This is a genomic window from Agrobacterium sp. CGMCC 11546 (assembly GCF_013365515.1).
Taxonomy (GTDB): Bacteria; Pseudomonadota; Alphaproteobacteria; order Rhizobiales; family Rhizobiaceae; genus Agrobacterium; species Agrobacterium fabrum.
Genome location: NZ_CP047387.1, coordinates 2502651 through 2526177, shown reverse-complemented (window position 1 = coordinate 2526177; position 23527 = coordinate 2502651). Strand labels below are relative to the sequence as shown.

Sequence of the window (23527 nt, the reverse complement as noted above, 5' to 3'; positions counted from 1 at the left end):
GGCGTTGGGGCTGATAATTGCCTCGGATTACAGGAGAAAGCGTCGGCATTTTCGACCTCCGCTTAGCATATTGAATTGACGCTAGAGGCATGCCCATATGGATTTTAATCGGAATCGCACAAGGAAGATGAAATGCCATTGAAGACCGCCCTTTATCCCGCGCTGGTTGACTGGAACGGCCATAATGGCCTGCCGAAATTCGATGCGGTCAAGGATGAGGATTTTGCGCCCGCTTTCGATGCCGCGCTTTTTTCCCATGAGCAGGAAATCGATGCGATTGCCGGAAATCCAGAGGCGCCGAGTTTCGAAAACACGGTGACCGCACTCGAAATTGCAGGTGACGAGCTCTCGCGTATCTCGTCGCTGTTCTGGAACAAAGCCGGTGCCAACACCAATGGTGTGATCCAGGCGCTCGAGCGGGAAATCGCGCCAAAGATGTCGCGGCATTATTCGAAGATCGGCATGAACGAAGCGCTGTTCAAGCGCATCGACACGCTGTGGGAAAAGCGCGAGGCGCTTGGGCTGACAGGCGAAGAAAAACGGGTTCTCGAACGCCATTGGAAAGGTTTTGTCCGCTCAGGTGCGAAATTGCCGAAAGAGCGGCAGGAGCGGCTGGCGGCCATCAATGAAGAGCTTGCCGGTCTCGGCGCGAAATTCGGCCAGAACGTGCTGGCGGATGAGAAGAGCTGGAAGCTTTTGCTTTCCACGGATGAAGAGCTTGCGGGCATCCCCGGCTTCCTGCGCGACGCTATGGCGGGGGCAGCCGGCGAGCACGGGGAGGACGGCAAATTTGCCGTTACCCTTTCCCGCTCGATCATCGAGCCCTTCCTCACCTTTTCAGAACGGCGCGACCTGCGCGAACAGGCATTCAAGGCCTGGGTGGCGCGGGGCGAGAACGGTGGCGAGACCGACAATCGCGAGATCGTCCGCTGCACCCTCGAACTGCGCGAGGAAAAGGCAAAACTTCTCGGTTATGCGAATTTCGCTGCCTATAAGCTCGATGATACGATGGCGAAGACGCCGGACGCGGTGAACGGTCTTCTCGGACAGGTCTGGGAAAAGGCTGTTCAACGGGCGGGAGAGGAAGAGGCTGAACTTGCCACCATTATCGCAGCGGAAGGCAAGAACCACGAGGTACTGCCGTGGGACTGGCGGCACTATGCCGAAAAGCTCCGCGCCCAGAAATTCAATTTCTCCGAGGCGGAACTCAAACCCTATCTACAGCTGGAGAAGATCATCGAAGCCTGTTTCGATGTAGCAGGGCGGCTGTTTGGAATTCGTGCCGTCGATGTGAAGGGCGTTGCGGGCTATCATCCGGACGTTCGGATTTTCGAAATCCGCGATGACAAGGGTAATCTCAAGGCCATGTTCCTCGGCGATTATTTCGCGCGCCCTTCGAAGCGATCCGGCGCATGGATGAGCTCTTTCCAGTCGCAGCACAAGCTGCCTTTGAAGAACGGCACGGTCGGTGAAATCCCGATCATCTATAATGTCTGCAATTTCGCGAAACCAGCCGAAGGAAAACCGGCGCTGCTTTCGCTCGACGATGCGCGCACGCTGTTCCATGAATTCGGCCACGCCTTGCATGGCATGTTGTCCGATGTCACCTATCCCTCGGTATCCGGAACGGGTGTCTCGCGCGATTTCGTCGAATTGCCGTCCCAGCTTTACGAACATTGGCTGACGGTGCCGGAAATTCTCGAAAAATACGCGCTGCACTATGAGACTGGTGCGTCGATGCCGAAGGCGCTGCTGGACAAGGTTCTGGCCGCGCAGACCTTCAATGCCGGTTTTAACACTGTGGAATTCACCTCTTCGGCGATCGTTGACATGGCGTTTCACACCCGTGACAGCGTTGCCGATCCGATGGCGACTCAAGGAGAAGTGCTGTCTGGCCTCAATATGCCGAAATCCATCGTCATGCGGCACGCGACGCCGCATTTCCAGCATGTGTTCTCGGGCGACGGTTATTCCGCCGGTTATTATTCCTACATGTGGTCGGAAGTTCTCGACGCCGATGCCTTTGCCGCCTTCGAGGAAACCGGCAATGCTTTTGATGGTGAGATGGCGCGCCGGCTGAAGGATAATATCTATTCCGTCGGGGGCTCGATTGATCCTGAAGAAGCCTATCTCGCGTTCCGCGGCAAGATGCCGAGCCCGGATGCGATGCTTTTGAAGCGCGGTCTCGTATAAGAGACTGTCATAATTCTCAGCTAGAACCTGAGCGCAGGGGGCTTATGACATGAGCCCCCCTTTCGCATTTGCAAAAAAAAGGTTATGAGCGCGCCAAACTAAATTGGCGCTTCTCCTCAATATAGCGCCCAACCTCAGAGATTTTGAACAATGGCACTTCGCAACATCGCGATCATCGCGCACGTTGACCATGGAAAAACGACGCTCGTGGACGAGCTTCTGAAGCAGTCCGGCTCGTTCCGCGATAACCAGCGCGTTGCAGAGCGCGTGATGGACAGCAACGACCTCGAAAAGGAACGCGGCATCACCATTCTCGCCAAGGCGACCTCGGTGGAGTGGAAGGGTGTTCGCATCAACATCGTCGACACCCCCGGCCACGCCGACTTCGGCGGCGAAGTCGAGCGTATCTTGTCGATGGTGGATGGCGCGATCGTTCTGGTCGATAGTTCCGAAGGCCCGATGCCGCAGACCAAGTTCGTGGTTTCCAAGGCGCTGAAGGTCGGTCTTCGCCCGATCGTTGCGATCAACAAGATCGACCGTCCGGATGGCCGTCATGAAGAAGTCATCAACGAAGTCTTCGACCTCTTTGCAAACCTCGACGCTACCGACGAGCAGCTCGACTTCCCGATCCTCTACGGTTCTGGTCGTGACGGCTGGATGAACGTCAACCCGGAAGGTCCGAAGGATCAGGGTCTCGCACCGCTGCTTGATCTGGTTCTCGAACATGTTCCGGAGCCCAAGGTCGAAGAAGGTCCGTTCCGTCTGATCGGCACGATCCTCGAAGCCAACCCCTTCCTCGGTCGTATCATTACCGGCCGTATCGCCTCTGGTTCCATCAAGCCGAACCAGGCCGTGAAGGTTCTGGGTCAGGACGGCAAGCTGATCGAAACTGGCCGTATTTCCAAGATCCTCGCCTTCCGCGGTATCGAGCGCACGGCCATCGAAGAAGCCCATGCCGGTGACATCGTTGCCATTGCCGGTCTTTCCAAGGGTACCGTTGCCGATACCTTCTGCGATCCGTCCGTCACCGAGGCGATGACCGCGCAGCCGATCGATCCGCCGACCGTCACCATGTCGTTCATCGTTAACGATAGCCCGCTCGCCGGCACCGAAGGCGACAAGGTTACCAGCCGCGTCATCCGCGACCGTCTGTTCAAGGAAGCCGAAGGCAACGTTGCGCTGAAGATCGAAGAGGCCGAAGGCAAGGATTCGTTCTTCGTTTCCGGCCGTGGCGAATTGCAGCTGGCGGTTCTGATCGAAACCATGCGTCGCGAAGGCTTCGAGCTTGCCGTTTCGCGTCCGCGCGTCGTGATGCACAAGGATGAGAACGGCACCCTGCTGGAGCCGATCGAAGAAGTCGTGATCGACGTTGACGAAGAGCATTCCGGCGTCGTCGTTCAGAAGATGTCGGAGCGCAAGGCTGAAATGGCCGAGCTTCGTCCTTCCGGCGGCAATCGCGTTCGTTTGAAGTTCTACGCTCCGACCCGTGGCCTGATCGGCTACCAGTCGGAACTGCTGACCGACACGCGCGGTACGGCCATCATGAACCGTCTGTTCCACGACTATCAGCCCTTCAAGGGCCAGATTGCCGGTCGCGTCAACGGCGTTCTCCTGTCCAATGGTTCGGGCGAGGCTGTTGCCTATGCCATGTTCAACCTGGAAGATCGCGGCCCGATGATCATCGAGCCGGGTGAGAAGGTTTATGCCGGCATGATCATCGGTATTCACACGCGCGACAACGATCTCGAAGTGAACGTGTTGAAGGGCAAGCAGCTGACCAACATCCGCGCCGCCGGCAAGGATGAAGCCGTCAAGCTGACGCCGCCGATCCGCATGACACTCGACCGCGCTCTTTCCTGGATTCAGGAAGACGAGTTGATGGAAGTGACGCCGAAGTCGATCCGTCTGCGCAAGATGTTCCTCGACGCTAACGACCGCAAGCGTTTTGAAAAGGCCAAGCTCGCAATCTGATTGCGGCTAGGCGGCACGAATTTGAAAAACCCGGCCTTGAGCCGGGTTTTTTTATGCTTTCGTTTTTATGTGTGCATGAGTCGAAAGGTGCTTGTGCGAAAGGTTAAGGATGCGTTAATTTTTCCTGGTCGTCCACATGAATAGGCTGTGGGTAAGCCTGCCGGCGTTAACCTTTATGACTGGCAAGTTTCCGCGGTCGGGGCCAGAATCGCGTTATGAAAACGTTATCCATCGATGTTCGCCGTGCCGAGCCGCATGATGCGCGTGCCATCTCCGAGGCGCACCGTCTGTCGTGGCAACAGGCCTATGCGGGGCTTATTCCGCACCGGCCGTTGACGCAGATGCTGGAGCGCCGCGGCGAAATCTGGTGGAAGAAGGCGACAAGAGGCTCTGCTACCATGCTGGTGGTGGAAGTGGCCGGTGTGGTTGCCGGATATGCGACGCTCGGTCTTAGCCGCGCGCGCGGGTTGCCGCATGACGGCGAGATCTACGAACTTTATCTGCGGCCGGAATATCAGGGCATCGGGCTCGGCTCGTTGCTGTTCACGGAGGCCCGCAGGCTGCTGACGTCGCTCGGCTGCAATGGCATCGTCGTTTGGTGCCTCGAAGACAGTGACGTCGCCAATCGATTCTTCCGTTCGCATGGGGGCCGCGACATTGCCGAAGGCATGGAAGATTTCGGCGGTAAGTCGCTACGCAAGGTCGGTTTCGTCTGGAACTGACAAGAGTTGCGGATGGATTACGTGATGGTATGGTTTTTTGCGGCCGCCATGCGTAATCGCGATAACCTCAAATCCGGCATTCTGTCTTATCCGCTCAAAGCCATGTTGCAATACGGCGACTTTCCCAGTATCGAAAACCAAATCCAACCCGTCGAATTGAGGGAAGCGAATGCGTATCGATGCAATTTCCATAGGCAAGAACCCGCCAGATGACATAAACGTTATCGTTGAAGTGCCGGTTGGCGGTCATCCTATCAAGTACGAGATGGACAAGGACGCGGGTGCGCTGATCGTCGATCGCTTCCTCTACACGCCGATGACCTATCCGGGTAACTATGGCTTCGTGCCGCATACCCTGTCCGACGATGGCGACCCGATCGATGTTCTCATCTGCAACACCCGTCCGCTGGTTCCCGGCTGCGTGATCAATGTCCGCCCCATCGGCGTGATGATCATGGAAGATGATGGCGGCAAGGACGAGAAAATCCTCGCCGTGCCGGCTCCGAAGCTGACGCAGCGTTACGACAAGGTCCATAACTACACCGACCTGCCGGAAATCACGCTGAAGCAGATCGAGCATTTCTTCGAGCACTACAAGGATCTGGAGCCCGGCAAGTGGGTGAAGATGGGCGGCTGGCAGGATGTCGACGTCGCCAAGAAGCTGATCGTCGAAGCCATCGAGCGTTACAAGACGCAGGGCTGATAGCCCTAGCCCGCCAGCTTTTTAAAGAGCTTTTCGAAATCCTCCGGGTCGGTATCGATCCGGAGGATTTTTTTGCGCGCTGTTTCGCCTGAGATGAAGGTAATGGAAGACTTGGGCAGGCCGAGTTTTTTTGCCAGCAAAACAATGAGGGCCTTGTTCGCCTTGCCGCCTTCCGGCACGGCGCTGACACGGGCTTTCAGATGCGCGTTTCCATCCGCATCCTGCTCCACGCCGTCAATCGCATCACGCCCGCCGTTCGGGGTCAGGCGAACGGACAGGCGGACATGATCATCGTGTTTTCGCCAGAGGCCGCTCAAACAGTCATCGGGTAAAGCGTGTTCCACATGAAGGAGCGGATGAAGAAGATGATCAGCAGCAGGATGATCGGCGAAATGTCGATACCGCCGAGATTGGGCAGAATGCGGCGGATGGGGCGCAGGGCCGGTTCCGTGACATTCACCAGGAAACTCCCGATGGCGTTCACGAACTGGTTGCGGGAATTGATGACGTTGAAGGCGTAAAGCCAGGAAAAAATAGCGCTGGCGATCAGCACCCACGTATAGAGGTTCAAGGCCAGATCGATGGTCTGAAACAGGGCAAGCATCAATATCTCCGTATCTTGGTTGCAAGACATTTAGACATTGACGCGTTAACCGGCAAGTGTTCCGCCAGATCGTAATGATCTTTGGTCTGATCGACCGGCGATCATCACAATCTGATTCAAGGCTTTGCGCGGGATTCCAGACGAAAGCCGCTCACACTTTTCGTCATGCTGCTGTTGAGGGCTGGCGATTCTTGTCATATCGCTCTATTGCAAAGCTCTCATCTTGTCTCGCGAGCAACCAGCCGATGTCGTCCCTGCCTTCTGCCGAAAACCGTTTTGGCGCATTCCGGCATAGTTCCTATCGCCGCTTCTTCAGCGCCCGGTTTTTTTCGGCCTTCGCCATCCAGATCGTCAGCGTTTCCGTTGGCTGGCAGATGTATGAGGTGACAGGCAACGCCTTTTATCTCGGCCTGATCGGTCTTTTTCAGTTTCTGCCGTCGCTGCTTCTGATCCTTGTCACGGGAACGGTCGCCGACCGGCACAATCGCCGGCGCATCATGGCGATATGTCTGTTGATGGCGGCGCTCTGCGCTGTGGCGCTCCTCGGTCTCACGCTGACGCACAGCTTTTCCCCCTGGCCGGTTTTCGCCATTCTCGTCGTCTTTGGCATTGAGCGGGCCTTCATGGGGCCGGCGGTTCAGTCGCTGGCGCCCAATCTCGTGCCCGTCGAAGATTTGCCGAACGCGATCGCCTGGAATTCGTCTTCCTGGCAGATGGCGTCGATCCTCGGCCCGGTTGCGGGTGGTCTGCTTTATGGCCTCGGTGCGTCCGTCGCCTATAGCGTGGCGTTCGTGCTGTTCATCGTGTCCGCAACGCTGGCGGTGGCGATCCGCAAGCCGGAACAACGCGGGCCGGCAAAAGCCATCAGCCTGGAAACCATGCTGGCCGGGTTCAAGTTCATCTCGCAGGAGAAGATCGTCCTCGGCGCGATCTCGCTCGACCTTTTCGCTGTCCTGCTGGGCGGTGCTGTCGCGTTGATGCCGATCTTTGCCAAGGAAGTGCTGACACTCGGGCCCTGGGGTCTCGGGCTTTTGCGCGCCGCTCCCGGCATCGGGGCGATCACGGTTGCGGTCATTCTGGCGTTCAAACCCATCCGGCACCATGCCGGTCTGCTGATGTTTGTCGGCGTCGGCCTCTTCGGTGTTTCCACCGTGGTCTTCGGGCTCTCGCAAACCGCGTGGCTGTCCATCGCAGCGCTGGTGGTCATGGGTGCATCGGACATGGTGTCGGTTTATGTGCGCGAGACCCTGATTGCGCTCTGGACACCGGATGAGGTGCGCGGCCGCGTGAATGCCGTGAACATGGTATTTGTCGGCGCATCGAACGAACTGGGTGAGTTCCGCGCCGGCACAATGGCCCATGTCGTGGGTGCTGTGCCGGCCGTCGTTATCGGCGGGGCAGGGACGCTTGCGGTGGCGGTTATCTGGGCGCTTGGTTTTACCAAGCTGCGCAAGATCGACAATCTGGACGCGCCTCAATGACCCCGTAAGGTCTCAGCGCTGCGCCTTGCCTTCAAAAACCAGATCGAGAAAATTGCCAAGCCATGCCCGGAGCGGTGTGTCGAACAGCATGCGGCCTTCCAGATGCTGGCTGCCGACCTGCGCATTGGGCATGCCGAAACGCTGCGCGCCGCGCACCACCCAGCTATGCATCATGGCGCGGGTGAGTTCGGCGTGAAACTGCAGACCCCAGGCATTTTTTCCGTAACGATAGGCCTGGTTGGGATAGGTCTCGCCTGAAGCCAGAAGCTCGGCGCCGCGCGGCAGTTCGAACCCCTCCTTGTGAAAATGATAGACCATCTTCGGCCAATGCGGCATCAAAAGCCGCCCGTGTTCGGTGGCGTGAAGTGGATACCAGCCGATTTCCACCTTGCCGTCCCTGTCTGCCTCCACCTTGCCGCCCAGATGTTTGGACAGCATCTGCGCGCCGAGACAGATGCCGAGAAAGGGCTTGTTTTCCTTCAGCGGCACCTTCAGCCAGTCGATTTCGGCTTTAACATAATCATGCGGGTCATTCGCGCTCATCGGGCCGCCGAAGATGATGGCACCGGCATGGCGTTCCAGCGTCTGTGGCAAATCATCACCCAGTGCGGGGCGTCTTATGTCGAGGCGGTACCCTTTTTCCACCAGTATCTGGCCGACGCGGCCGGGCGTGGAGCGTTCCTGATGCAGGACGACTAGCAGCGAAGGTTGTTCTCTCTGTTGCCTGGAGGGGTCAAACAGCATCGTCTTCGTTTTCGCTTTCTTCAGCGGGCCCGGACCTCGTGGCGGCCTGCTGACGTTGCAGAACCCTGTCGCGCACGGAAACACCAAGCAGATCGGCTACCCGCCAGATCACATGATCTTCCATTTCGCTTCGTTCGCCGTCAGCGTAAACAATATCCCATAATATTCCAATAAGCTCCACGCGCTGATCTTCATCGAGATGGCGGCGGATATCGGCGGTGAAGCGGTAATAATCGACGGCCTCCTTGCCGGCCTCCTGACCGGCGGTGAGAAGGGCATCGAGCTTGCCGCCATCGAGATGGTAATATTCATGCAGGATTTCACGCAGGCGGTGCCGCTCGCTTTTCGAGACGGTGCCATCCGCTTCCATTACCTGGAAACAGAGGGCGGCAACCGCTACCCTCAGATCATCAGGGCTGAAATCACCCGCATTCGGGCCGACGAGGTTCTGAATAAACGACTGTATTTGCTGGAACATCGATAGCCTGTTGGTCAGAAGAGTTTGAGCCGGGTCTTGGGTTCGGCTTCCGCGCCGGGTTTCTTGACACCCGGATCATCCGGCGCGCCACCGAAAAACGGCACGGCGTCCGCTTTTTTATCCGACGCATCGGTTCCCACCGGCGCTTCGATCGGGACGGGCTTATTCTCCTTCGCGGTAGATACGATCGGCTTCACCTCGATCGGCGTGGCCGGGGCGGGTTTCGGCTCCGCACGCGTCTCCGGGGCGGCTTCGACAATGATTGTCTTTACAGCCGGTTCGGCCCTTGCGGGCGCTGCGGCAATCGCGTTTTCGATTGTCAGGTCTTCGACGGGGCCTTCGAGCTGGCCAAAAGGCGCTTTCCATTCGAAGGCATCTAGACGGCCAGTGACGGGCGACACCGGCAACCATTTTTCCGAAACGATGCCATCGGCCACCCAGGCTGGATCACGCGGCGCGCGCAGTGCCTGTGCCATCCAGTAGCGCACCCGGCCCTGATCACCGGTTTCGGCCTCCTCGATGTCGGCCATCAGCAGGAAGATGCTTTCGCGTGGCTCGATCCGCGCGGCGGCCTCGGCCTTAGCCCGCGCCTTGGCGAATTCCTTGGCATCGAGCGCCGCCTGCGCCACGGCGAACAGCGATTCGATATTGTTGGGTTTCAGGCTTTCCAGCCGTTCGGCGCGTTTCAGCCGGTCTATGGCGGTATCGCCGCTGCGGGCGCGAACATAAAGCTGGGCGATCTGCGGATGCGGTTCGTTCTTCCACACGGGTTCCAGAACCGTGGCCGCCTTGCGCAGATTGTCTTCGCGCAGATAGGATTTTGCCGCGATCAGCGCGGCCGGAACGAGGCCCTTTGCGAGCTTGAGGGCATGTTTGGCATCCTCTCGCGCACTCACCGGATCGCTTTCCAGCTTTTCGCCGGCCTTGGCGGTGAGAAGCACGGCTTTCAGCCGTTCCGCTTCACCACGTTCGATCACGCTTGCCGCCTTCTGTTGGTCGAGCAGGCGGATGGCATCGTCCCATTGTCCGTTGCGACAACGGTTTTCCAGCGTCGCCTGCGCAGCCCACGGCAGATAGGGGGCCTTTTCCGCTGCATCCTCGGCATATTGCTGGGCGGCTTCATAAGCGCCCTGCCGGCGCGCCTCGATATAAAGGCCGCGAAGGCCAAGTTCTCGGGTTTCCGGGTCGCGGGCCATGGCCTCGAATTTGCGGCGCGCCTCGTCATATTTGCCTTCGATGAGATCAGCCTGCGCATCGAGCAGGTGGATCAGCGGCTCCTGATCGGCGCTGAGCAACCCCTGCGTGCGGGCTGTCATCTTGCGGGCGAGAATGGCATTGCCGGCGCCGGCGGCGATGAGGCCGGTGGACAGGGCCTGATAACCGCGGTCACGCTTGCGGGCGCGGAAATAGCGCCGGGCGGCATTGGGCGAGGTCCAGACGGCGTTGACGACCCACCAGACCAGCATGACGGCGGCAACCAGCGCCGCGATGATCGAGGCGGCGACCATCAGGCTCATTTCGATCAGCTGGCCCTGCCAGACGATGGAAAGCACGCCCGGCCTGTCCGCCAGCCAGGAGAAACCGAAACCGAGTGCCAGAACGATAACGGCGAAAGTCAGAATTCTGGTCATGCGCTTACCCCTGCCTGCCGGTGCTGGTGATGGCACGGTTCAACGTGCCGCCCACCAGATTTTCGACCTCGATACGCGCATCCAGAGATTTCTTGTAATCGGCGGATGCCGTCTTGGCCGCCTCGGGAAGCCCGTTCCATTCAAGAGCGGCACCCTGCAGATCGCCGTTGCGCAGCTTGTTCTCCATGCGCGCGATCATCGCGTCGGCTGTCTCACCCTCTATATTTCCAACCGGACGAACTTTCACCAGCGAAAAGGCGCTTTCGGTCAGGCGCTCCATGATGCCCTGATTGGGATCGGGCTGGTTGATGGCCGACAGCATCGCATTGGCGACATCAGGGAATTTCTGCATCAGCTCCGAACGCGACGGCACGCCCGTGGCGGCGAAGGATTGCAGCGATGCGATGGCCGGATCGTCAGGCGTCACCTTGGAGAGCGTGTCGAGTTCTGTGAGGAACGGTCCACCGCGATCGATCGCTGCCTTCAGTGCGGCCGATGCAATCGCACGGGCGACTTCGATATCGTCGCGTGGCTCGTTGAGCTTGGTTTCCGCATCCGCAAGGCGGCGCGTCAGTTCTGATGTGGCGGAGGCCTGTGCGGATCGCTCCGATTGCAGGGCAGCTTCCAGAGCGGTGACTTTTTCCGAAAGTCCATCCACCTGCGGCGCTCCACTCTTCGCGGCTTCCAGCGTTGCGATGCGCTGTTCCAGCGCCGATGTGTCTGCCCCCGGAGCATTGGCGAGCTGCTGCCGCAGGCCGCCGATATCGGATTTCAGGGCTGCGATTTCATCGCTTCCGGCTCTGCCTGCGGTAAAGGAAGGCAGAATGCCCGCATATTGCATGCTGCCGGCGGCGGCGAGTGCCACCAGGCCACCAACGATGCCGGCGGCTATCAGGCCCGAGGTTGCGGCCTGTTTACGTTCAGCCTGTTGTGGCGTGGAGGGTTTGGCCGGTCCAGATGAGGCGGTTGCCGCTGAGGGTTTTGCAGCGGCGGCGGCGCTGCCGGATGCGCTGGTGGAGGCTGTGGAGCCAAAGGCCGGTTTCGAAGCGGCTGCGGCAGCCGAAGAGGCGCTCGCCCCGTATGCGGTAGTTGCCGGTTTGGCATCGGCTTTTGGCGGTACGGCAGCTGGTGAAACGGACTCTTGTGGCTTGCCAGCAGGGCTTTCCGCCTTCGGTGCGGCAGGCGCTGAGTCCGTCTTGCCGACATTCGGTTCTGGCTCGAGGGGGGATTTTTTCGGCTGGTCCCAAACGGGTGCGGGATCGGCAGCGGTTGCTGCGGGCTTTGTTTCTTCTGCGCTCGGCTCTGCCTTAGCGGCCGGCGTTTGGTCACTGGGCTTGTCGTCCGTCCTGGCAGCGTCTCCCTCGGCAGAAATTGCTTTCACGTCTTTCGCGTCCAGGTCGATTGTGACCGGTTCGGCTTTGGACTTGGAGTGGCGTGGCGGCTTTCCCGATACCATGACAACCTCATTTCTGCCTGCAATACTCTAAACCTAGTCAGTGACGGCGGCAAAGGAAAGAGGTGAGGTCGAATTAGGTTCCAGAGTTATGGTGCAGAAGTTCGAACATCGCGGCTTCGCTCGGCTCTTCGGCGGCCTTGGCATTTGCGCGGAAGATTTCCGGAACCAGAGACAGCACGTTGCGGCTGATGCAGATGAATTTTGTCGCCGCCAGCGCCGTCGCGTATTTATCCGTCGATACACGACGGAAAAAGGCCCGCGCCGCTTCCGAGGAATAAAGCAGGACCATATCGGCGCTCGCGTCGAGAAGCGTCGTTTCGAGCGCGTTTTCGGAGATATCCGAGGCCAGCATCTCGTAACAGTCGACCGTTCTGAAGGGAATGTCCGCGGCGGCAAGGCCTTCCTCGAAGACGGAGCCACGCGGCCTGCCGGCGAGATAGAGCAACGGTTCTTCTTCAGTCAACAAAGCGCGGTGCTGTTTCACCAGCGCGGTCAGACCCAGAGCATCTCCCGAGGCGGTGAATATTTGCTCGAAGCCGGTTTTTTGCGCTGCTTCCGCCGTTGCCCCGCCGACGGCGAAAAGCGGTTTCGACAGACAGGGGGCAAGCTGTTCTTCGCACGTCGCCAGCGCCCGTAAGGCTTCGGCGCTGGTCACCGCGATAGCGCCAGCCGGATCGGACAGCGCCGCCACGGCGCGTTCGCCATGGTGGCAGGGGTGGAACAGCGGCAGAAGCACCGGCGCATGGCCAAGTGCTTCAAGCTTTGCGGCCGTCCTTTCGCCCGAACGCTGCGGCCGGGTGACGACGATCCGCATCGGCTCAGCTCCAGCCTTCGAAGAAATTGCTGCCCGCTTTGGCGCGTACCTCTTCCCCAGCCTTTTTCCCCAATATCAGTGCGTCCCTGCGGTTGCCGGAGATTTCGATGCCGTGGCTTGTCTGGCCGTCGGGGGTAAGGATCAGGCCGGAAAAATGCAGGTTATCACCTTCGCAGGTGGCGTAACCGGCAATGGGGGTACGACAAGAACCGTCAAGCGCTGCCAGAAAGGCACGCTCACAGGTCACGGCGTCATAGGTGGGCCTGTCGTTTACGGGAGCCAGCAATTCATCCATGCGGGCGTCACCGATGCGGCTCTCGACCCCGATCGCGCCTTGGGCCGGTGCGGGGGGAAATTCTTTCGGATCGAGAACTTCCGTCGGCACGTTGTCCTTGCCAAGCCGCTTCAGGCCGGCAAAGGCAAGAAGCGTCGCATCCGCCTGGCCTTCTTCGAGCTTGCGCAGACGAGTGTCGACCAGGCCGCGGAAAACGATGACGCTGAGGTCCGGGCGCAGGCGGCGGATCAGCGCCTGGCGGCGCAGAGATGCGGAGCCGACAACGGCGCCCTGCGGCAGCTCCAGAAGCTTCGGTGCCGTGCGACCAATGAAGGCGTCGCGCATGTCTTCACGCGGCAGGAAAGCTGAAAGATGCAAGCCCTCAGGCAAAACCGTCGGCATGTCCTTGGAGGAATGCACGGCGATATCGAGTTCGCCGGACAGGAGCTGGTTTTCCAGTTCCTCCGTGAACAGGCCCTTGCCGCCGATTTCCGACAAGGCGCGGTCGGTGATCCGGTCGCCCTTGGTGGAGAGCACGACGATTTCGAACATCTCTTCCGGAAGACCGTGTGCCGCCATCAGCCGGCTGCGGGTCTCATAAGCCTGCGCAAGCGCCAGCGGGCTGCCGCGTGTGCCGATTCGGAAAGGTTTTGTTTGCATCCGCGTCTATCCATTGTTACCGGAGTTGTCTTAGACCAACTCAGCGCATGATCGCAATGAACGAACAGATTTGATGACCCCCTTTCTTCGTATCCTCGGCATAGAGACAAGCTGTGACGAAACCGCTGCATCCATTGTGGTTCGGCATGCGGACGGGCGTGGCGAGATCGTCTCCGATGTCGTTTTGTCGCAGCTTGAGGAACACAGTGCCTATGGCGGTGTGGTGCCGGAAATTGCTGCGCGCGCCCATGTCGAGGCGCTGGACACGCTAGTGGAAGAAGCGCTGGATCAGGCGGGCGTCAAGCTTGCCGATGTCGACGCCATTGCCGCCACCTCCGGCCCCGGCCTCATCGGCGGCCTGCTGGTGGGGCTGATGACCGGCAAGGCCATCGCCAAGGCGGCCGGCAAACCGCTCTACGCCATCAATCATCTGGAAGGCCACGCGCTGACGGCGCGACTGACCGATGGTCTGTCTTTTCCCTATCTGATGCTGCTGGTTTCCGGCGGTCATACCCAGCTTGTGCTGGTGCGTGGCGTGGGCGACTACGAGCGCTGGGGCACCACCATCGATGACGCTTTGGGTGAAGCCTTCGACAAGACTGCGAAGCTTCTCGGCTTGCCTTATCCCGGCGGGCCAGCGGTTGAGAAGGCGGCGGCGAAGGGTGACCCGGACCGTTTTCCGTTGCCGCGCCCCATGGTCGGCGAAACCCGTTTGGATTTTTCCTTCTCCGGCCTGAAGACGGCGGTGCGGCAGGCCGCGACCGCCATCGCGCCGCTTTCGGAGCAGGATATTGCCGATATCTGCGCCTCCTTCCAGAAGGCGGTGTCGCGCACTCTGAAAGACCGTATCGGCCGTGGCCTTGCGCGTTTCAAAGAAGAATTTCCGCATCTCGATGGAGAACCGGCTCTTGTCGTGGCCGGCGGCGTAGCCGCCAACCAGGAAATCCGCCAGACCCTGCAGGCACTTTGCGATACACACGGCTTCCGCTTCGTCGCGCCGCCACACCGGCTTTGCACCGATAATGCTGCGATGATTGCCTGGGCGGGGCTGGAGCGCATGGCGGACGGCAGGCAAGCCGATGCGCTTGAGGTCGCGCCGCGCTCTCGCTGGCCGCTTGACGGTAGTGCGGAGACATTGATCGGTTTCGGTAAAAGGGGAGCCAAGGCCTGATGCAGCGGGAGAAAATCGTCGTCATCGGCGCCGGTGCCTTCGGAACCGCGCTTGCCGTCGTCATGGCGCTGGAAAACCGGCATGACGTGACCCTGCTCGGCCGCGATCCGTCGCTGATGGCCGATCTAAGGAATGAACGCGTACACGAGGCCGCGCTACCGGGTGTGGAGCTGCCGGATGCACTTGAATTCTCGGCCGAGCCTGACGTGTTGGCTGGCGCCAGTATCGTTTTGTTCGCCATGCCTTCGCAGGCCCATGCCGACGCCGCGCGGCACTATGGCCCTTATCTGGCTAGTGACTCTATCATCGTCACCTGCGCGAAGGGTATCGACCGCAGCTCCGGTCGGCTGCTGACGGAACTTCTGGAGGCGGAACTGCCGCATCATCCCATTGCGGTTCTGTCCGGTCCGGGCTTTGCTGCCGATATCGCGCGCGGCTTGCCGACCGCCATGGCGATTGCGGCAGAGGACGCCGCGGTTGCCGATCGGCTGGCGACCACGATTTCCGGCAGGACCTTCCGGCTTTATGCCTCGACAGACCGCATCGGCGTGCAGCTTGGCGGGGCGCTGAAGAATGTTCTCGCCATCGCCGCCGGTATCGTCGAAGGCGCGGGGCTCGGCGATTCCGCCCGGGCGGCGCTGATTTCGCGGGGGCTTGCCGAAATGTCTCGTCTCATCGTCGCCATGGGCGGCAAGGCCGATACGGTGCGCGGTCTTTCCGGCCTCGGCGATCTGGTGCTGACCGCCACCAGCCACCAGTCGCGCAACCTGCGTTTCGGCATCGCGCTTGGCCGGGGTGAGGGCAAGGACACGTCCGGCGGTCTCGTGGAGGGTGCCTTTGCGGCAGCCGTTGCCGCCCGGCTCGGCGAACACCACGCAATCGACATGCCGGTGACCGAGGCGGTGGCCGCAATTATCGATGGCAATCTGGATGTGGCGAGCGCCATGCAACAATTGATGACACGGCCGATCACCACCGAATGAGGTGAGGCGGTCGAATAATATTTTACGCATGTCCTGGTCCCAAACCGCTGACCCATTTGGGAGACATGCTCTAGCAAGGAGACGACAATGCTGTTTGCCTTTATCTGCAAGGACAAGCCCGGCCATCTGAACGTGCGCATGGAAACGCGCCCCGCCCATCTGGAACATCTGAACAAGCTGAATGCCGAGGGCACGCTAAAGATCGCCGGCCCGTTTCTGGATGCCGAAGGCAAGCCGAATGGTAGCCTCGTGATCGTGGAAGCCGCCGATATCGAGGCAGCGAAGGCTCTCGCCGATGCCGATCCCTATGCCAAGGCCGGCCTGTTCGAGAGCGTGGATGTGAAGCCCTATAACTGGGTCTTCAACAATCCGGGAGCGTGACCGGAGATGGCGAATTATTGGCTGTACAAGTCCGAGCCGTTCAAATGGTCGTGGGAAATGCAGAAGGCCAAGGGCGAGGCCGGCGAAGAATGGACCGGCGTGCGCAACTATCAGGCCCGCAACAACATGCGCGCCATGAAGATCGGCGACAAGGGTTTCTTCTATCACTCCAATGAAGGGCTGGATGTCGTCGGTATCGTCGAAGTCTGCGCCTTGTCGCATCCAGATTCGACTGCGGAGGGTGATCTGAAGTGGGATTGCGTTGATATCCGCGCCGTCTGCGATATGCCGCAGCCGGTTTCCCTGAAGGATGTGAAGGCAAACCCAAAGCTCGAAAAGATGTCGCTCGTCACCTCGATGCGGCTTTCCGTGCAGCCGGTGACGGAAGAGGAATATCTTGAGGTCTGCCGTATGGGCGGCCTTGCCAATCCGCCGAAATCGCCGGACTGATGTTTCGGTGAGGACCGATCCCGAACGCTTCATTCTCGAAAACACCGGCATCCTGCATCCGCCGCATGTGCCGGAACTGCGTCTGCATCTCGCCAGTGAGGCCCATGAGCTGTGGCTGAAGACGGAGGAGGAGCTGGAGGAGATCGGCCTGCCGCCGCCCTTCTGGGCCTTCGCCTGGGCAGGCGGGCAGGGTCTTGCCCGTTATGTTCTCGATCACCCTGAAAGCGTTTGCGGCAAGCGTGTGCTGGATTTCGCCAGTGGCTCCGGGCTAGTCGCCATCGCCGCAGCAAAGGCCGGTGCAGCCAAGGTTCTCGCTGCCGACATCGATCCGTGGACGGAAACGGCCATTCGGTTGAATGCGGCGCTCAATGGTGTGGATATCAGCTTTACGGGGCTCGACCTCGTCGGCAAGCCGGTCGATACCGATGTTCTCTTGGCTGGCGACGTGTTCTATGACCGCACTTTTGCGGATTTTCTCGTGCCGTGGTTTCTGGAGCTGACGGAGAAGGGCGTGATCGTGCTCGTCGGCGATCCGGGGCGAGCTTATCTGCCCAAAGAACGGCTTCGCGCCGAGGCGACCTATCAGGTGCCGGTGACGCGGGCGCTGGAAGACAGCGAGGTGAAGAAGACCACGGTGTGGCGTTTTATCTAATCAGCGCCTGATGATGCAGACGCCATGTTCGTAGGCGCAGGCATCGTCTGCGTTTTCGGCATGGACAGAGATGATCTTCGCCATGGGCGCAAGTTGCAGGCCCGCTCGATCCGTAATACCTTTTCGTGAAAATCCGCTGCTGATCGCGAAATAATTGCCGTTTCCACGCACCCGCAGGGCCGATATGCCACCGACATAGGTGCCGCCGGGCAGGGCGGATGGCAACCCATCGGTAGAGAAGCTTACCTCGGATTGATGATGCCGATATGGGTGGCGGCCATAAAAATCTTCTGCCGCTGCCGGTGGCACAAAGGTTAAAATGGCGCCTGCAACCATCATGATCAGGGCGGCGATTCGGCGCTGTAACATGAGCTTCATGCTCCGGTTTTATTGGTTAACCGCTCATAAATTACACCTTTTCTGAATTACGTAAAGGTAAATATTTTGAGGGCGTAAATCTTGGAAACGCTCGATTTTTTATTTTGACATGAAAAAATCCAAAAAAAATTCGTGAACCAATCGATTAAATTCGAATCGGTCATGAATGTGCTTGTGATGACGCCCCCATGTGATTAAACGTCGCGGTTGGTGCAATGCACATTCTTTCGTCATGTGCTGTTGCTTGGGGGCGTCCTGTCTGAATGGACGCACGGGAAAACGCCGCGAGGTTCTGATGGCGAATGTGACAAATAACCGGCCTCTGTCGCCGCATCTTCAAATTTACAAGCCTATCCCGACGATGGTTGCATCCATCGTGCACCGCATCACGGGCGGGGCGCTTTATTTCGGGACGCTTCTGGTCGCATGGTGGCTGATAGCGCTTGCTTCGGGCCCTGCCTATTACGACTGGGTCAACTGGGCGATGGGCACGATCATCGGCAGGCTCATCCTGATCGGCTATACCTGGGCTCTGGTTCACCACATGCTGGGCGGTCTTCGCCACTTCATGTGGGATTTGGGTCATGGCTTCGACAAGCACTTTACCACCAAGCTGGCAAAGGCCTCGTGGGTCGCGTCGATCTGTCTGACCGCGCTGATCTGGGTCATTGTGCTGATCGTGCGCTGAGGAGATTTTTCATGGATATGCGTACACCTCTCGGAAAGGTTCGCGGTCTCGGCTCCGCCAAGGAAGGCACCGACCATTTCCTGCGCCAGCGCGTCACCGCGGTCGCCAACGTTCCGCTGCTGATCTTCTTCGTGATCTTCCTCATCAAATATGCCGGCGCGCCCTATCCGGAAGTCGCCGCCGCGCTGTCGAACCCGCTCGTTGCGGTCATCATGGCGCTGGTGCTGGTTTCCGGCCTCATCCACATGAAGCTCGGCATGCAGGTCATTATCGAAGACTACATTCACGCCGAGGTTTTGAAGCTCGTTCTTCTGATGCTCAACACGTTTTTCGCGATTCTGATTGGCGGTCTTTCCATCTTCGCCATTCTGAAAATCGCATTCGCAGGATAAGTCCGCCATGGCATCGATCAGTTCACCTTCCCAGAATGGCAAGGCCTACACCTATGTCGATCACTCCTATGACGTGATCGTGGTGGGCGCCGGCGGCGCGGGTCTTCGCGCCACGCTCGGCATGGCCGAACAGGGTTTCAAGACCGCCTGCATCACCAAGGTTTTCCCCACACGCTCGCACACGGTGGCAGCGCAGGGCGGTATCGCCGCTTCGCTTACCAACATGACGCCTGACTGTTGGCAGTGGCACCTTTACGACACCGTAAAGGGCTCCGACTGGCTCGGCGACGTTGACGCGATGCAATATCTCGCCATGGAAGCGCCAAAGGCGGTCTATGAGCTGGAGCACTATGGCGTGCCCTTCTCGCGCAATGCCGAGGGCAAAATTTATCAGCGCCCGTTTGGCGGTCACATGCAGAATTACGGCGAAGGCCCGCCGGTACAGCGCACCTGTGCTGCCGCCGACCGTACCGGCCACGCCATTCTGCACACGCTTTATGGCCAGTCGCTGCGCCACAACGCTGAATTCTTCATCGAATATTTCGCGCTCGACCTGATCATGGCGCCGGATGGCCGTTGCACCGGCGTCGTTGCCTGGAACCTCGATGACGGCACGATCCATCGCTTCTCCGCCAAGATGGTGGTGCTGGCGACCGGCGGTTATGGCCGCGCTTATTTCTCGGCAACCTCGGCCCATACCTGCACCGGCGACGGCGGCGGCATGATCGCCCGTGCCGGCCTGCCGCTTCAGGATATGGAGTTCGTGCAGTTTCACCCGACCGGTATTTATGGCGCAGGCTGCCTCATCACCGAAGGCGCGCGTGGCGAAGGCGGTTACCTCGTCAATTCCGAAGGCGAGCGCTTCATGGAGCGTTATGCGCCATCGGCGAAGGACCTTGCCTCCCGTGACGTTGTCTCCCGCTGCATGACGATGGAAATCCGTGAGGGCCGCGGCGTCGGCAAGAACAAGGATCACATCTTCCTGCATCTGGATCACCTCGATCCGGCTATCCTGCATGAGCGTCTTCCGGGCATTTCCGAAAGCGCCAAGATTTTTGCCGGCGTGGACGTGACGCGCGAGCCCATCCCGGTTCTGCCGACGGTTCACTATAATATGGGCGGTATTCCGACCAACTATTGGGGTGAAGTGCTGAATGCCGATGCCAATAACCCGGAACGTATCGCGCCCGGTCTGATGGCCGTCGGCGAAGCCGGTTGCGCCTCGGTTCACGGTGCCAACCGCCTCGGCTCCAACTCGCTGATCGACCTCGTGGTCTTCGGCCGCGCCGCCGCTATTCGTGCAGCACAGGTCATCGACCGCGATGCGCCCGTTCCTGCGCTCGACATTGCGGCCTGCGACAAGATCATGGAGCGCTTCGACAGCCTGCGTTACGCCAACGGCTCGACGCCGACGGCGGTGCTGCGCGACAAGATGCAGCGCGCCATGCAGGACGATGCGGCCGTTTTCCGCACGCAGGAATCGCTGGAGAGCGGTTGCCAGCGTCTTTCCGCCATCTGGAAGGAGCTGCCGGACGTCAAGGTCACCGACCGTTCGATGGTCTGGAACTCCGATCTGGTCGAGACGCTCGAGCTGCACAACCTGATGGCGAACGCGATCACCACGGTCTATGGCGCTGAAGCGCGCAAGGAAAGCCGCGGTTCGCACGCCCGTGAGGATTTCGTCGATGGTCCGTTCGGCGGTCGCGACGACGTGAACTGGCGCAAGCACACGCTTGCCTGGGTCAGCCCCGAAGGGGACGTCAAACTCGACTATCGCCCGGTTCACACCGACCTGATCGCCGACGGCATCGATCCCAAAAAGATCGAGCCGAAGGCGCGCGTCTACTGATTTGAGGAACTGGATATGGTTGAACTCGCTCTCCCCAAGAATTCCCAGATCAGCGAAGGCAAGGTCTGGCCGAAGCCTGACGGTGCCAAGAATGTGCGCGAATACCGCATCTATCGCTGGAACCCGGATGACGGCCAGAACCCGCGCATCGATACCTACTACATCGATGTCGATGATTGCGGGCCGATGGTTCTCGATGCACTGCTTTACATCAAGAATAATATCGACCCGACGCTGACGCTGCGTCGCTCCTGCCGCGAAGGCATTTGTGGTTCCTGTGCGATGAACATCGACGGCACCAATACGCTTGCCTGCACCAAAGGTATGGAAGAGATCAAGGGTACGGTAAAGGTTTATCCGCTGCCGCATATGCCTGTCGTGAAGGACCTCGTTCCCGATCTGTCGAACTTCTACGCCCAGCACCGCTCCATCGAGCCCTGGCTGAAGACGGTTTCGCCGGCACCCGCCAAGGAATGGAAACAGAGCCATGAGGATCGTCAGAAGCTGGATGGTCTTTACGAGTGCATCCTATGCGCCTGCTGCTCCACCTCCTGTCCCAGCTACTGGTGGAATGGCGATCGTTACCTCGGTCCCGCCGTTCTGCTGCAGGCCTATCGCTGGCTGATCGACAGCCGCGATGAGGCAACCGGCGAGCGTCTCGACAATCTCGAGGACCCGTTCCGCCTTTATCGTTGCCACACCATCATGAACTGCGCGCAGGCCTGCCCGAAGGGCTTGAACCCGGCCAAGGCGATCGCGGAAATCAAGAAGATGATGGTCGAGCGTCGGGTCTAACGGCGATTCGCTTGAAAGAGAAAATCTATCCGGCCGCGGTCTCGACCGCGGCTCTTTTTACAACCGGGCCTGGGAAAAATTCGGTAAAAATCGACCGAAATGGTAATTATCCCGGCCATCGCTTGCGCAAGATAAGGCTTTGGTAATAATTCAGCCTTCTTGTTTGATCATGGTCTTTCCGGAAGCGAGAGAATCGGGAGCTTGATATGCAATTCAGATATGTGGTGACGGGCGTTGCGGTTGTGATGAGCCTTGCCGGTTGCCAACGTACCTCCTACGATTACAACAATAACGGCAGCAACAATCCCGGTTATACGCCGCCGTTGCAGGCGCAGCCGGTGCCCTCGGTCCAGTCCGGTGCTTTGCCGCCGCCCGGTGGCGCTTCTGGCAGCCAGTTCCCATCGGCGCCTGCATCCGCAGCACCTGGCGGCGTGAATGTCGCTTCTGCCGCTCCGCCGGCAACGGCGCTGGACGTGACCAAGGAATCCATGGTTGGCAACTGGCGCGTTTCCAATGGCGGCGCCAATTGCGACATGTTCCTGACGCTCACCAACCTCGGCAGCGGTTCGCGTGGCGGCACGCGCGGTTGCTCGGGTGAGCTGACGGCAATGGGCTCCTGGGAAGTGTCCGGCAAGATGGTCCTTTTCAAGAACCGTTCGGGTGACACGATCGGCCGCGTCTACAAGAGCGCCGATGCGCGCTTCGACGGCACGACCAATAGCGGCCAGCCACTCAGCCTCAGCCGATGAGCATGTCCGGTGCAGCCGGATCGCTTTCCTTGTTCTGAGCCATTCCATTCCTCGCGGGTGCTTTGCTGCGCCCGCGACCGGAGCGCTTTTTCATGAAGCCATTGCCTGATTACAATCATAGTGTCGTTGAACAGCTCAACGCATTGACGGCAGCTGGCACCTTGCAGGCCGATGCCGCCCAGCTTGGCGTCGCAGCCCATCTCGACCGTATCCTTGCCGATCTGAAAGCACGCAAGCCTGCCAAGAAAAAAAGCGCGCTCGGCTGGATGTTCGCGCGCAAGTCCGGCCCGGCCGCCGCAGTCAAGGGGCTCTATGTCTATGGCAGCGTCGGTCGCGGCAAGACGATGCTGATGGACATGTTTTACGAGATGGCGCCCGTCTCTTCGAAACGGCGTTGTCATTTCCACGAATTCATGGCGGATGTGCATAATCGCGTGCATGCGCACCGGCAGAAACTGAAGAATGGCGAGACCAAACAGGCCGATCCCATTCCACCCGTCGCGGCCCAGCTTCTGGCGGAAGCCGAACTTCTGTGCTTCGACGAGTTCACCGTCACGGATATTGCCGATGCGATGATCCTCGCCCGGCTGTTCAGCGAGCTTTTCGCCAATGGCTGCACATTGGTAACGACCTCCAACGTCGTGCCTGACAATCTCTACAAGGACGGGCTCAATCGCGGTCTGTTTCTGCCCTTCGTCGATCTGCTGAAGAAATATGTTGACGTGGTGACGCTGGACAGCCCGACAGACTACCGGATGGAGAAGCTGGAAAGCCTGCCGGTCTATATCACGCCGCTCGACGGTTCAGCGGATCAGGCGATGGATATGGCCTGGCGACACATGATTGCCGGTCACCTCGTTGCGCCGACCGAGATACCCATGAAGGGCCGTTCCATTCTGGTGCCGCGAGCCAGCGGCCGGGTTGCCCGTTTTTCCTTTTCCGATCTTTGCGAAAAGCCGCTCGGAGCTTCCGACTTTCTCGCCATCGCCAACCGTTTCGATACGGTCTTCATCGATCACATTCCGCTCCTGAATGCGGACAAACGTAACGAGACGAAGCGCTTCATTATCCTCATCGATGCGCTTTACGATCACAGCGTCAGGCTTTTCGCCTCTGCCGCCGCCATGCCGGAAGACCTGCTGGGCAAGCGCAAGGGAACAGAAGGTTTCGAGTTCGATCGCACCGCCTCGCGCCTGTTTGAAATGCGCAGTGCCGATTACCTGGCGCTCCACCATGAAAAGCGGCAGAAAGTTTGACACTTTCGTGACGTATTGTCTTACGTTTACGTAAGAAAATAATGATCTAAAC

General features: G+C 59.4%; 25 protein-coding genes. 16 read left to right on the top strand and 9 right to left on the bottom strand.

All coding sequences use genetic code 11. The features are described from left to right. The first annotated feature begins 132 nt into the window (after positions 1 to 132). From GSF67_RS12520 to ppa, 4 genes are all read left to right on the top strand, one after another. The gene (locus tag GSF67_RS12520; protein WP_006310828.1) at positions 133 to 2193 is read left to right on the top strand and encodes a M3 family metallopeptidase; all 2061 of its coding nucleotides are present in this window, start codon (positions 133 to 135) and stop codon (positions 2191 to 2193) included. Positions 2194 to 2343: 150 nt separating this feature from the next. Continuing rightward, positions 2344 to 4164: a translational GTPase TypA gene (typA, locus tag GSF67_RS12515; RefSeq protein ID WP_006310827.1), complete on the top strand. Its 1821-nt coding sequence runs from the start codon at positions 2344 to 2346 to the stop codon at positions 4162 to 4164. Between the two features lie 215 nt (positions 4165 to 4379). Next, positions 4380 to 4886, top strand: a complete 507-nt coding sequence (locus GSF67_RS12510) for a GNAT family N-acetyltransferase (protein ID WP_006310825.1) — start codon at positions 4380 to 4382, stop codon at positions 4884 to 4886. 169 nt (positions 4887 to 5055) lie between these two features. Further along, positions 5056 to 5589 carry an inorganic diphosphatase gene (gene ppa / locus GSF67_RS12505; protein ID WP_006310823.1) on the top strand — a complete coding sequence of 178 codons (534 nt, stop codon included), beginning with the start codon at positions 5056 to 5058 and terminating at the stop codon, positions 5587 to 5589. A 5-nt stretch (positions 5590 to 5594) separates the two neighbouring features. On the opposite strand, the gene GSF67_RS12500 is transcribed toward ppa, so the two are convergent. Then, complete coding sequence (locus GSF67_RS12500) at positions 5595 to 5906, bottom strand: DUF167 domain-containing protein (protein ID WP_006310821.1); 312 nt, start codon at positions 5904 to 5906, stop codon at positions 5595 to 5597. Further along, on the bottom strand, positions 5903 to 6193 hold the full coding sequence (locus tag GSF67_RS12495) for a YggT family protein (RefSeq protein WP_003492418.1): 291 nt from the start codon (positions 6191 to 6193) through the stop codon (positions 5903 to 5905). Before GSF67_RS12495 ends, GSF67_RS12500 begins: the two co-directional genes overlap by 4 nt. Before the next feature lie 245 nt (positions 6194 to 6438). On the opposite strand from GSF67_RS12495, the gene GSF67_RS12490 reads away from it, so the two are divergent. Beyond that, on the top strand, positions 6439 to 7674 hold the full coding sequence (locus tag GSF67_RS12490; RefSeq protein WP_006310820.1) for an MFS transporter: 1236 nt from the start codon (positions 6439 to 6441) through the stop codon (positions 7672 to 7674). A 12-nt stretch (positions 7675 to 7686) separates the two neighbouring features. Here GSF67_RS12490 and GSF67_RS12485 read toward each other — a convergent pair whose 3' ends face one another. From GSF67_RS12485 to hemC, 6 genes are all read right to left on the bottom strand, one after another. Next, entirely contained in the window at positions 7687 to 8418 is a 732-nt protein-coding gene (locus GSF67_RS12485; RefSeq protein ID WP_006310819.1) for a glutamine amidotransferase, read from the bottom strand. Beyond that, the gene (locus tag GSF67_RS12480; protein WP_006310818.1) at positions 8408 to 8896 is read right to left on the bottom strand and encodes a TerB family tellurite resistance protein; all 489 of its coding nucleotides are present in this window, start codon (positions 8894 to 8896) and stop codon (positions 8408 to 8410) included. The genes GSF67_RS12485 and GSF67_RS12480 overlap by 11 nt, the downstream gene beginning before the upstream one ends. A 14-nt stretch (positions 8897 to 8910) precedes the next feature. Then, positions 8911 to 10527, bottom strand: a complete 1617-nt coding sequence (locus GSF67_RS12475) for a heme biosynthesis protein HemY (RefSeq protein WP_006310817.1) — start codon at positions 10525 to 10527, stop codon at positions 8911 to 8913. A gap of 4 nt (positions 10528 to 10531) precedes the next feature. Further along, positions 10532 to 11983, bottom strand: a complete 1452-nt coding sequence (locus GSF67_RS12470; protein WP_006310815.1) for a COG4223 family protein — start codon at positions 11981 to 11983, stop codon at positions 10532 to 10534. Between the two features lie 73 nt (positions 11984 to 12056). Then, on the bottom strand, positions 12057 to 12797 hold the full coding sequence (locus GSF67_RS12465) for a uroporphyrinogen-III synthase (RefSeq protein ID WP_006310814.1): 741 nt from the start codon (positions 12795 to 12797) through the stop codon (positions 12057 to 12059). Between the two features lie 4 nt (positions 12798 to 12801). Next, on the bottom strand, positions 12802 to 13731 hold the full coding sequence (gene hemC, locus GSF67_RS12460) for a hydroxymethylbilane synthase (protein WP_006310813.1): 930 nt from the start codon (positions 13729 to 13731) through the stop codon (positions 12802 to 12804). Positions 13732 to 13804: 73 nt separating this feature from the next. On the opposite strand from hemC, the gene tsaD reads away from it, so the two are divergent. The 5 genes from tsaD (at position 13805) to GSF67_RS12435 (ending at position 17368) form a co-directional block, all read left to right on the top strand. Next, complete coding sequence (gene tsaD, locus GSF67_RS12455; RefSeq protein ID WP_006310812.1) at positions 13805 to 14902, top strand: tRNA (adenosine(37)-N6)-threonylcarbamoyltransferase complex transferase subunit TsaD; 1098 nt, start codon at positions 13805 to 13807, stop codon at positions 14900 to 14902. Next, positions 14902 to 15885: an NAD(P)H-dependent glycerol-3-phosphate dehydrogenase gene (locus tag GSF67_RS12450; RefSeq protein ID WP_006310802.1), complete on the top strand. Its 984-nt coding sequence runs from the start codon at positions 14902 to 14904 to the stop codon at positions 15883 to 15885. The genes tsaD and GSF67_RS12450 overlap by 1 nt, the downstream gene beginning before the upstream one ends. An 87-nt stretch (positions 15886 to 15972) precedes the next feature. Then, positions 15973 to 16266, top strand: coding sequence for a YciI-like protein (locus GSF67_RS12445; protein WP_006310800.1), 294 nt, complete (start codon positions 15973 to 15975; stop codon positions 16264 to 16266). Between the two features lie 6 nt (positions 16267 to 16272). Next, positions 16273 to 16716, top strand: coding sequence for an EVE domain-containing protein (locus tag GSF67_RS12440; protein ID WP_003492407.1), 444 nt, complete (start codon positions 16273 to 16275; stop codon positions 16714 to 16716). Between the two features lie 7 nt (positions 16717 to 16723). Beyond that, the gene (locus GSF67_RS12435) at positions 16724 to 17368 is read left to right on the top strand and encodes a methyltransferase (protein ID WP_006310799.1); all 645 of its coding nucleotides are present in this window, start codon (positions 16724 to 16726) and stop codon (positions 17366 to 17368) included. Here the strand turns inward: GSF67_RS12435 and GSF67_RS12430 are convergent, their stop codons facing one another. Beyond that, the gene (locus tag GSF67_RS12430) at positions 17369 to 17737 is read right to left on the bottom strand and encodes a hypothetical protein (protein WP_035214706.1); all 369 of its coding nucleotides are present in this window, start codon (positions 17735 to 17737) and stop codon (positions 17369 to 17371) included. A 304-nt stretch (positions 17738 to 18041) separates the two neighbouring features. On the opposite strand from GSF67_RS12430, the gene sdhC reads away from it, so the two are divergent. The 6 genes from sdhC to zapE all read left to right on the top strand — a co-directional run bounded on the left by sdhC (position 18042) and on the right by zapE (position 23475). Beyond that, on the top strand, positions 18042 to 18434 hold the full coding sequence (sdhC, locus tag GSF67_RS12425; protein WP_006310797.1) for a succinate dehydrogenase, cytochrome b556 subunit: 393 nt from the start codon (positions 18042 to 18044) through the stop codon (positions 18432 to 18434). An 11-nt stretch (positions 18435 to 18445) separates the two neighbouring features. After that, entirely contained in the window at positions 18446 to 18826 is a 381-nt protein-coding gene (sdhD, locus tag GSF67_RS12420; protein WP_006310796.1) for a succinate dehydrogenase, hydrophobic membrane anchor protein, read from the top strand. Between the two features lie 7 nt (positions 18827 to 18833). After that, positions 18834 to 20675, top strand: coding sequence for a succinate dehydrogenase flavoprotein subunit (gene sdhA / locus GSF67_RS12415; protein ID WP_006310795.1), 1842 nt, complete (start codon positions 18834 to 18836; stop codon positions 20673 to 20675). A gap of 15 nt (positions 20676 to 20690) precedes the next feature. Then, the gene (locus GSF67_RS12410) at positions 20691 to 21470 is read left to right on the top strand and encodes a succinate dehydrogenase iron-sulfur subunit (RefSeq protein ID WP_006310794.1); all 780 of its coding nucleotides are present in this window, start codon (positions 20691 to 20693) and stop codon (positions 21468 to 21470) included. Positions 21471 to 21676: 206 nt separating this feature from the next. Next, complete coding sequence (locus tag GSF67_RS12405) at positions 21677 to 22219, top strand: protease inhibitor Inh/omp19 family protein (protein WP_006310792.1); 543 nt, start codon at positions 21677 to 21679, stop codon at positions 22217 to 22219. 92 nt (positions 22220 to 22311) lie between these two features. Then, positions 22312 to 23475: a cell division protein ZapE gene (gene zapE / locus GSF67_RS12400; RefSeq protein WP_006310790.1), complete on the top strand. Its 1164-nt coding sequence runs from the start codon at positions 22312 to 22314 to the stop codon at positions 23473 to 23475. Positions 23476 to 23527 lie beyond the last annotated feature (52 nt).